General features: G+C 33.6%; 6 protein-coding genes and 1 pseudogene. All 7 read left to right on the plus strand.

Translation table 11 applies throughout. The features are described 5' to 3' along the window. Positions 1 to 9: 9 nt before the first annotated feature. Positions 10 to 105 (plus strand): annotated as a pseudogene (locus PHS07_03300) (carbamate kinase). Between the two features lie 33 nt (positions 106 to 138). After that, entirely contained in the window at positions 139 to 1,812 is a 1,674-nt protein-coding gene (locus PHS07_03305; protein MDD4607328.1) for an AAA family ATPase, read from the plus strand. Between the two features lie 50 nt (positions 1,813 to 1,862). After that, the gene (locus PHS07_03310; GenBank protein ID MDD4607329.1) at positions 1,863 to 2,387 is read left to right on the plus strand and encodes a hypothetical protein; all 525 of its coding nucleotides are present in this window, start codon (positions 1,863 to 1,865) and stop codon (positions 2,385 to 2,387) included. An 83-nt stretch (positions 2,388 to 2,470) separates the two neighbouring features. After that, complete coding sequence (locus PHS07_03315) at positions 2,471 to 3,049, plus strand: hypothetical protein (protein ID MDD4607330.1); 579 nt, start codon at positions 2,471 to 2,473, stop codon at positions 3,047 to 3,049. A 104-nt stretch (positions 3,050 to 3,153) separates the two neighbouring features. Continuing rightward, the gene (locus PHS07_03320) at positions 3,154 to 7,626 is read left to right on the plus strand and encodes a peptidoglycan DD-metalloendopeptidase family protein (protein MDD4607331.1); all 4,473 of its coding nucleotides are present in this window, start codon (positions 3,154 to 3,156) and stop codon (positions 7,624 to 7,626) included. Continuing rightward, positions 7,626 to 8,591 carry a tRNA 4-thiouridine(8) synthase ThiI gene (locus tag PHS07_03325; protein MDD4607332.1) on the plus strand — a complete coding sequence of 322 codons (966 nt, stop codon included), beginning with the start codon at positions 7,626 to 7,628 and terminating at the stop codon, positions 8,589 to 8,591. Before PHS07_03320 ends, PHS07_03325 begins: the two co-directional genes overlap by 1 nt. A 259-nt stretch (positions 8,592 to 8,850) precedes the next feature. Next, on the plus strand, positions 8,851 to 9,115 hold a 265-nt coding region (locus PHS07_03330; protein MDD4607333.1), incomplete at its 3' end, for a GIY-YIG nuclease family protein.

Consider the following 9,115-nt stretch of genomic DNA (forward strand, 5'->3'; position numbering starts at 1 on the left):
TATATTACAATGAAAAAAATAGTTATTGCATTAGGCGGTAATGCGTTAGGGACTACTTGCGAAGAACAATTAAAATTAGTTAAAAATACCGCTAAATCATTAGTAAAAATAGGTATTTTAAATTTAAATCAAAGGTAAATGACACAACAAGAAGCTTTGGATATTTTAAAAATGGGTCAAAATGTTTTTTTAACTGGGCCTCCAGGAAGCGGGAAGACTTTTTTATTAAATAAATATATTAATTATTTAAAAAATCAAGGCAAAGATGTTGGTATAACCGCCTCAACTGGAATTGCGGCGACTCATATGAATGGCGTGACGATTCATTCTTGGTCGGGACTAGGGATTAAAGAAAAATTGACTAGCAAAGACATGCAAAGTCTTTTGAAAAAATTTTATCTTAAGAAAAAATTTGCCACGACTAAAGTTTTAATTATTGATGAAGTTTCAATGTTACACGCTTTTCAATTTGACTTATTAAATCAGATTTGTCAGGCGTTTCGGGGAAGCTTAAAGCCTTTCGGCGGGTTGCAAATTATTTGCTCAGGAGATTTTTTTCAATTACCACCAGTTGAAAAAAATGGTCAGCCTAAATTTATTACTCAAGCCGATATTTGGCAAAAAATGGATATAAAAATTTGCTATCTTCATGAACAATATCGTCAAATTCAAAACGATAAACTCCTGACTTTATTAAATTATATTCGTCAAAATGAAGTTGAAAAATCTCGAGAAATTTTAACAAATCTAAGTGATAGTTTTAATTCATCTTTAACTACTTTAACTAAACTTTATACCCATAATTTAGACGTGGATGCAATTAATAATCGTGAGTTAGCTAAAATAAATGGACCAGAATTTGTTTATTATATGCAAACTAGGGGTAATAAAAAAGTTGCTTCAGCCATGATAAAAAGTTGTTTAGCTCCAGAAAAGTTAGTTCTTAAAAAAGGTGCGCAAGTGATGTTTGTTAAAAATAATTTTGAACAAGGGTATGTGAATGGAACGCGGGGCGTGGTGATTGGTTTTAATGAAAGCGACGCACCGATTATTAAAACTTTTAATGGTCAAGAAATAATCGTTAAACCAATGAGTTGGGTCATTGAAGAAGATAATTTTATTAAGGCCGAGATTCAACAAATTCCTTTGCGGTTGGCTTGGGCGATTACTGTTCATAAAAGTCAGGGGATGAATCTTGATGCAGCCGAGATTGATCTTTCAAAATGTTTTGTTGAGGGGATGGGCTATGTGGCTTTATCACGATTAAGCTCACTTCAGGGGTTAAAACTAAATGGATTAAATGAGTTGGCACTTTCGGTGAATAAAGATGTTTTAGAGTTAGATAAAAAATTTGAAAAACTTTCACGAGATTTGGCAGAAGATTTACAGAAAATGAATAGTCGAGAAAAAGAGAAGCAACAAAGAGATTTTTTAACTTCTTTGCCTCAAGTTGGTTCAAGGAAAAAAAATAAAAACGCCAAAGCTTTAAAATCCGCCTTGAAAGGTGCTAAAAAATCAACTTATAAAAAAACCGAGGAACTTGTTTTGGAAAAAATGTTGCTTAGAGAAATGGCTCGACACAGAGGACTGACGGAAGATACGATTTTAAGTCATTTGGAAAAGTTAATTCAAGATAATTTTGATCTTGATATTGAATATTTAAAACCAGCTAATAAAGACTTGGAAAAAATTAAAATGGCTTTTTATCAACTTGATACTCGGCAATTAACCCCGGTGAAAGAATTTTTAAATGATCAGTTTTCGTATAAGGAATTAAGGTTAGCGCGTTTGTTTTTAGATAAAGATAGTTGATTTTGATATTAGAAATGTTATAATATTAAAAATCAATAAATTTTAACAATATGACTGTACAACCTCTAGTTAAACAGGTGACTGACCAAGAAGTTCAGGGTCAAGCTAAAGAATTGTTTGAACAAATTAAACAATCAACTGGTAGCGTGCCAAAGTGGATGCGAGTCATGGCTAACTGCGAAGATATCATGGTTGGCTTTTTTTCTTTATTTAAGGCTGTTATGGATGATACGCCTCTAGATAGATTATTAAAATGGAAAGTGGCCTACAAAATTTCCGAGATGAATAAATGTGAGTTTTGCGTAAGTGTTTCAAAACAACAATTAAAACAATTTGGTTTGAAAGATGAACAAATTGATAAAATTGATCAACCACAAAATAAAAGGGAAGAATTAGTCTTAAAATATGCCGAAGCCGGCACTTGCCATGCTTATAATATTGATCCAGAAGTTTTCAGGCAGATTAAAGAAGAATTTACGGACGAAGAAATTGTTGAGTTGACCAGTGTGATTGGTTTATTTAATTTTATTAATCGATTTAATGATGCATTGGGTATTCTGCCTGATGTAAAATAGTATCAAAGTATCTGAATTTTCGACCAAAACAACTTATAAAAAGTTGTAGTTTTTAATTACTTAAATAAATAATCTTAAAAAATATGCAAAAACAAACACGTAGTTACATTTTTCTCTTAATTTTTCTCTTAATCGCTATTGGCACCTTTGTATTGATTGATTATTTAGCTAATCGATCGGATGGGATTGAACCAGGTGCATATACTAAAATTGAGCAGGATATAATCAAAATCACCGAATACGAAGATCGTAAAGTGGTTAAAAATGAGACGCAGGGAGTAGAATTTACTATTCCTAAGGATTGGGAGATGGATAAAAACAAGGGGAGTTTTTATAGTAATTTAGATAAAGATAGTGGTTGTAAATTAAGCACATATATAAGTAATAGAGAATTAAATTTAGATGATTTGGAACAAAATTTAAGAGAAAATATAATCAGTGAAGGTTCAACTGTAAAAAGCTTGGAATATAGTAGGATTAAGGTTGACGACTTAGACGCTTTAAAACAGGAACTAGAAACTGAGGAATTTGGAAAGTCTGTGAGTGTGTATATTCCGAAGGGTGATAAGGTTTTTGGGTTTGTGATGTATATTTTTTCTCAAGATGACCTAGTTTATTGTAATAATAAAATGGAGTCGATATTAGGAAGCGTATCTTTTTAAAATATAATTATATGTGTTTTAAAAAAAATAAATTCTTATTCATTGTTTGTATATTTTTTTTAGGGTTTGTTACCGTTGTTTCTGCTGCTGATATTTTTTTGAAATTGCCATATAAACAGGGAGAAAAATTTTTAGTCACTCAGGCTTATAATACTACATTTACCCATAAAAGCGGAGGTAAAGATGCTTTTGCTTTAGATTTTGCACTTAATGGTTGTGAAATTTATGGTAAAGAAGTCCTGTCAGTATATAAAGGGAATGTTTTAAAAGTTAATAATATTGAAGAATATTATTCTGATTATGGCAATTATGTAGATTTAATGCATAATGGTATTGTTAGTAGATATGCGCATTTAGAAAGTTTTGTAGTTAAAAAGGGACAAGATATTAAACAAGGACAACTAATTGGTTATGTTGGGGATACGGGATTTGTCAAAGGCCAAGCTTGTCCAGAACATCCGGGAGCACACTTGCATTTTGCGATGTATCAACAACAAGGAGATAAATTAGTTGCCTATAAACCCGAGCCAATGTCGGGCTATACAGATTTTCAGGCAGGAAATTGGTATACGTCAGACAATGAATTATACGAAGAGGAAAATATTGAAAATTTAGAATCCAAAGATGCAGGTGAGCAAGAAAATCAAAATCAGGATCAAAATCAGGATGAAAATCAACCAATCTCTTGGTGGTCTAAAATAAGTAATTTTTTTAAAAATTTATGGGGAGATGTAGAAACATTTTTTACAGATTTAGATATCGATTTTAGCCCAGAAGAAGAATATCCACAAGATGAAAATAGTGAAGTTGATTCGAGTGAGAGCGATCAAGCCCAAGATCAGCTCGGCCAAGAAACAGATGACGAAGATGTTGAAATAGTCGGTGATTACAATTATGAATTAATAAGTCAGGGAGATCAGGATTTAATTTTACAATCAGAGCAGATGACGGAAGTTAAATTAGAGATAAAAAATATCGGTCAACAAGTGTGGCAACAAGATTTAATTTCTTTAAATTTAGATTTATATAAAAGCTCTGATGCGAGTTTATTTTATAACTCAACTTGGTTAACTTTTTTGCGACCGACCAAGTTAGATCAAAATGAAATTGCTAGCGGTCAAATTGGCAGTTTTACTTTTCAAATTCAAGCACCGGAAAATTTAACCCAACAAACTCAAAATTATACTCTTTATTTTAGACCAGTTTATCAGGCTGGTGGTGGTTTTTATTGGCTAGGCAGTGATATTAATTTACACTGGAATGTTGCGGTTGAACCAGAAGTTGAGGAGGTAGATGAAGAATCGGAAGATGCGCTCATAGACGAAGAAAATTTAACGCAAGATCAAGAACAAAATCAAGATTTGAATAATGACCAGGCACAACAAGACGAACAAGAACAAGATGAGCCAGAAGAAGAAAATCAAGACGTAGCTGGAGATGAAGAAGAATATAATAATCAAAACGAAGAAGAAAGTCAAAGTGAAGATGATCAAGATCAAGAACAAGATGGAGAAAATCAAGATCAAAACAATGATCAAAATCCTTATTATCCGCGACGGGGTGATAGTATAGAGCCGGAAACTAGGATTTTAACTTATCCGGCCAACCCGACTGAATTAACCCAAGCCGAATTTACTTTTGAGGCTAACGAAACGGCTGGTTTTGAATGTAGTTTAGATGGAGCTAATTTTGATGAATGTTTTAGTCCTCAGATTTTTACTGACTTAGTTGCTGGTCAACATATTTTCAAAGTTAGAGCAACAGATTCTTCAGGTAATCAAGAAGATCCAGCCCAAGAATATATTTGGGAAATTATTCAACCAGAACCAGAAATAGCCATCAATGAAATTGCTTGGATGGGGACGCCAGCTGATGCCAATGACGAATGGATTGAATTATATAATCCCAACATTGAACCAATCGATTTAACTGGCTGGACATTGACGGCAGTTGATGGCACGCCGACAATTGATTTAGAGGGATATATTTTGGGTTATGAATATTTTATTTTAGAAAGAATGGATGAAACCACCTTAAAAAATATCAGTGCTGATCAAATTTATACCGGCGTTTTGAGTAATACGGGTGAAAACTTAGAATTGAAAGACGCTGATGGTAATTTAATTGATTCGGTGGATTGTTCTGGGGGTTGGTTTGCTGGCGATAATGATACTAAAGCTTCGATGGAGCGCGTTGATTTTCGCGCTGCGGGTAGTCAAGCTGGGAATTGGTTAAGTAATGACGGGGAGTTAGAAACCGGCAAAGATTTAAATAATCAAGTTTTTTCTGCCACGCCTAAATATGTTAATACGGCACACGGGTTGCAAGATTCTGCCACTTTGACTACACTTCCAGCACAAATATCAGTAGATACAACTTTAACTTTAGCCGAAAGTCCCTATTTTGTTTCGGGTTATAATGGATTAAGAATTGATTCTGGAGCCATTTTAACAATTGAACCAGGCGTTGTCGTTAAATTTAACACGCCGGGACGCGGTTCTGCCTGTGATGCCAGCGAAGTCAAAATTTATGGTCAATTAATTGCCCGTGGAACACCGGAGGCGCCAATTGTTTTTACCTCGGCCTTTGACCCAGATTATTATCCACTTAACCAGTGGTCCAGTTTTTGTTCAAAACAGTCGTGGGGCGGCATTGATGTTTACGGACAAGCCGATTTTGAAAATGTTATTTTTAAATATGGGCAAGCCTTTACTTCGGCTACCGGTTTTTTAAAAGTTAACGACCCCGCCAGAATCAGTTTGCTTTCGACTAAATTAGGAGCCGTCAGTGGCACGCAAATTTATTTAAAAACATCTGCCACGATAGATTTAGAAAATAATCAAATTGTCGGACAAATAGATTCGTCAACCGGCATTAAAATTGACGACCCAACAATTTTAAATTTAACTGGTAATAATTTAAAATATCTATCGACTACCATAGATATAAGGGGTGAGGCGGTTGTCGAGGCGAAAAACAATCTTTTTAGCCATAACAATAAGCCACTTTACAAAACAGTCAGTAGCACCTTAAATTTAGAAAATAATACTTATGAAGAAAACACCAATAACGTGGTTTGGCTGGCAGGCAGTGATGATGATTTATGGATGACCAATCAGCAGACTTGGTCTGATGAGCTACCTTATTATTTATTTAATGGCTTAGGAATTAGAAGTGGGGCTGAGTTGACTTTATTACCTGGTGTTATTATTAAATTTGGGCCACGAAAGTATGAGTGTATGTTGGGGAGTTGTGGTTGTAATCCTGCTCAGTTGATAGCCAATGGAAAATTAATTGCTCAGGGCACGTCTGACCAACCGATTATTTTTACAAGTTTTGACGACACTGACTATGCTGGTGAGGTTGACACGGTTGCAAATAGCCATTGCGCTAGTAATAGCCATTGGGGACAGATGAAAATTTCTGCCGGACAGGGGTCAATTTTAGAAAATGCGGTTATAAAAAACGGTGGCAATACTTCGGCGACTTTTTTCTCGTCTTCTGGTAGCGCCGCGCTAGAAATTAAAAATGAATCGTCGTTATTAAATATCAGCCATATTAGCTTTATTAATAATGAAAATCCGTTATATTTATACGGCAATGGTGATCTTAATTTGGATAGTTGTGTTTTTGAAAATAATGATAAGCCGATTCATATTGAAAATTCTGTCGGCAAGGTAGTTAATAATCAGTTTGTTAATAATCCGCAAGCGATGACAATCCATAATAATTCTGGATTAGATATTTCAAATAATACCAGCGATCAACCGGCAATTATTAATTATTTGACAAATTTTACTTCTCATGGTGACCCTGAGCCAAGTCAAATTGTAGCTCCAACTCATTGGGGTTTTAATACTAATATGGTTTATTTAATCAAAGGTCATTTGGATGTACATGATAAATTAACAATTGATCCGGGCGTAGTAGTAAAATTAACAAATTCGGGTAGTAGAAAGGGATCGATTTATGTTTTAGAAGATGAAATTTTAGGTAATGGTCAGATCTTGGCGCAAGGCGCGGTTGGTAATGAAATTGTGTTTACTTCTTATTATGATGATGAATATGGCGGGGATACTAATGGCGATGCTGACGCGACTTTACCCAATCCGGCTAATTGGGGTAGTTTATATTCTTACACCGATGGTAATATTTTTGATTATGTTAAAGTGCGTTACGGCGGTAATGCTGATGGCCGGAACAACAGCCGTAGCCTAATTACAGCTTATAATTCTACGCCACAAATTAGCAATAGTTTGATTGAAAATTCAGATATTTATGGTATTAAAGCTTCTGGCGACGCCTTGAATCAGATGATAATTCAAAACAACACTATTCAAAACAATGAATATGGAATTTATCTTGGTTCGACAATACCGGAAGTTATCATCAATCAAAATAATATTGTAAATAACACCAGTTATGGTGTTTATAATCGCAGTGGTAAGCTGGTAAACGCCCAAGAAAATTGGTGGGGCGATACTACCGGGCCACGACACGATAGTAATTCCGAAGGCTTGGGTGACAAAGTCAGCGATAATGTTGATTTTTCTAATTGGTTAACAGAAGAATTATAATGCTTAAATGTCTCTTACTTTTTTCCGGTGGACTAGATTCAATTCTAGCAGTTAAAGTTTTAGAAAAACAAAAGATTAAAGTAACTCTGATTTTTTTTAAGAGTTATTTTTTTGATGCGCAAAAGGCCAAAAAAGTAGCACAAGAATTAGGTTATAAATTAAAAGTCATTGATTTCGGTGATGAACATTTTAAAAAAGTTAAAAAACCACAACATGGTTATGGAAAAAATATGAATCCATGTTTAGACTGTCATTTGTTAATGCTTAAAAAAGCTAAAGAATTAATGCAAAAAGAAAAATATGATTTTATAGCCACGGGCGAGGTTTTGGGTCAACGACCAATGACACAAACCAAACATAATTTACAATTTTTAACCGATAAATCGGATTTAAAAAATAAATTATTACGTCCATTATCAGCACAACTCTTAGAACCGCTTGATTTAGAGAAATCGGGCCACATTGATCGTTTAAAATTATTAAATTTTCAAGGTAGAACGCGTAAGCCACAGATGCGACTGGCTAAAGAATCAAAAATTAAAAATTATCCTCATCCGGCGGGTGGTTGTTTATTAACCGATGAAAAGTTTTCAGGGCGTTTGAAAAATTTATTAAAAAATAAAAATAAAATTACAAAAGATGATATTGAATTATTAAAATATGGACGACACTTTTGGCTAAATAAAAATTTAATTGTAATCGGTCGACACCAAGAAGACAATCGGCACATTTTAAAATTAGCTCAACTGCAAGATTGGGTTTTACAATTAAAAAATTTTAAAGGACCGATTGGTTTAATTAGGGGGAGTAAAATTAATCAACAAATTTTAAAGTTAGTTAGTCAAAGTTTGGCTTGGTATCATACTCAAGCTAGGCAAAAAAAAGAAGTTAAAGTTCAAATTAGAAAAGATGACAAAATAAATATTATAATAATTAATCCACACCAAAGCTTGACTTTAAAATAAAATTTATTTAATATAGAATATAGATTTTGAAAAATTAATTTATTATGAATCTTATTTAAACGAACAAGATGCTAGACAAAGAGAGAAGTTTTTAAAGTCCGGGCGTGGTCGAGAAATAATCAATAAACAGTTGGAAAAGACTTTGAAAAATATAAAAATATGATTAACTAGCGGGCGTCGTATAGTGGCTATTATACCTCCTTGCCAAGGAGGTGACGTCCGCCGACTCGGCGGATCGCCCGCACCACATAATTTAAAAATGAAATTTTATTACGTTTACATATTATTAAGTTTAAAAGATAAACGTTTTTATAAAGGATTTACTACGGATTTAAAAGACAGATTAGAACATCATAATAAGGGATTAAACGAATCTACTAAAAACAGAAGACCATTGAAATTAATTTATTATGAATCTTATTTAAACGAACAAGATGCTAGACAAAGAGAGAAGTTTTTAAAGTCCGGGCGTGGTCGAGAAATAATCAATAAACAGTTGGAAAAGACTTTGAAAAATATAAAAA

This window comes from Patescibacteria group bacterium (genome assembly GCA_028707495.1).
Taxonomy (GTDB): domain Bacteria; phylum Patescibacteriota; class Patescibacteriia; order UBA2591; family JAQWAS01; genus JAQWAS01.